Origin of the sequence: Psychrobacter sp. FME13, from assembly GCF_014861395.1 — a bacterium.
Taxonomy (GTDB): Bacteria; Pseudomonadota; Gammaproteobacteria; order Pseudomonadales; family Moraxellaceae; genus Psychrobacter.
Genome location: NZ_RRYV01000408.1, coordinates 1 through 346 on the forward strand (window position 1 = coordinate 1; position 346 = coordinate 346).

Consider the following 346-nt stretch of genomic DNA (forward strand, 5'->3'; position numbering starts at 1 on the left):
ACGCTACTTTAACAAAAACCTCTTATCAGGTGTCCTAAATTAGTTGACCACTACAGTCAAACTCAAAGCATTAATACGTCAGATATTCAATGACTCCAAACAATCGGCTGGTGCTCGCACTATTGTCGCTATCTTATGGAATGAGCATAACATCAGGCTGACACGTTACCTAGCAGGTAGTCTTATGAAGAGTATGCACCTTAAAAGCTCTCAGGAAAAGACACACAAGTATAAGCATGCTGATCAGATGCATAAAACCCACGACAATATCCTAAAGCGCAATTTTAGTCCAAGCATGCCTAACCAAGTCTGGACGGGAGATGTGACCTATATCCGTATCAAGAGC

The 346-nt window shown here is 41.6% G+C and carries 1 protein-coding gene; it reads left to right on the plus strand.

The features are described 5' to 3' along the window. Positions 1-43: 43 nt before the first annotated feature. Positions 44-346, plus strand: a 303-nt coding sequence (locus EI164_RS16805; protein WP_192521086.1) for an IS3 family transposase, incomplete at its 3' end; no start/stop codon positions are given.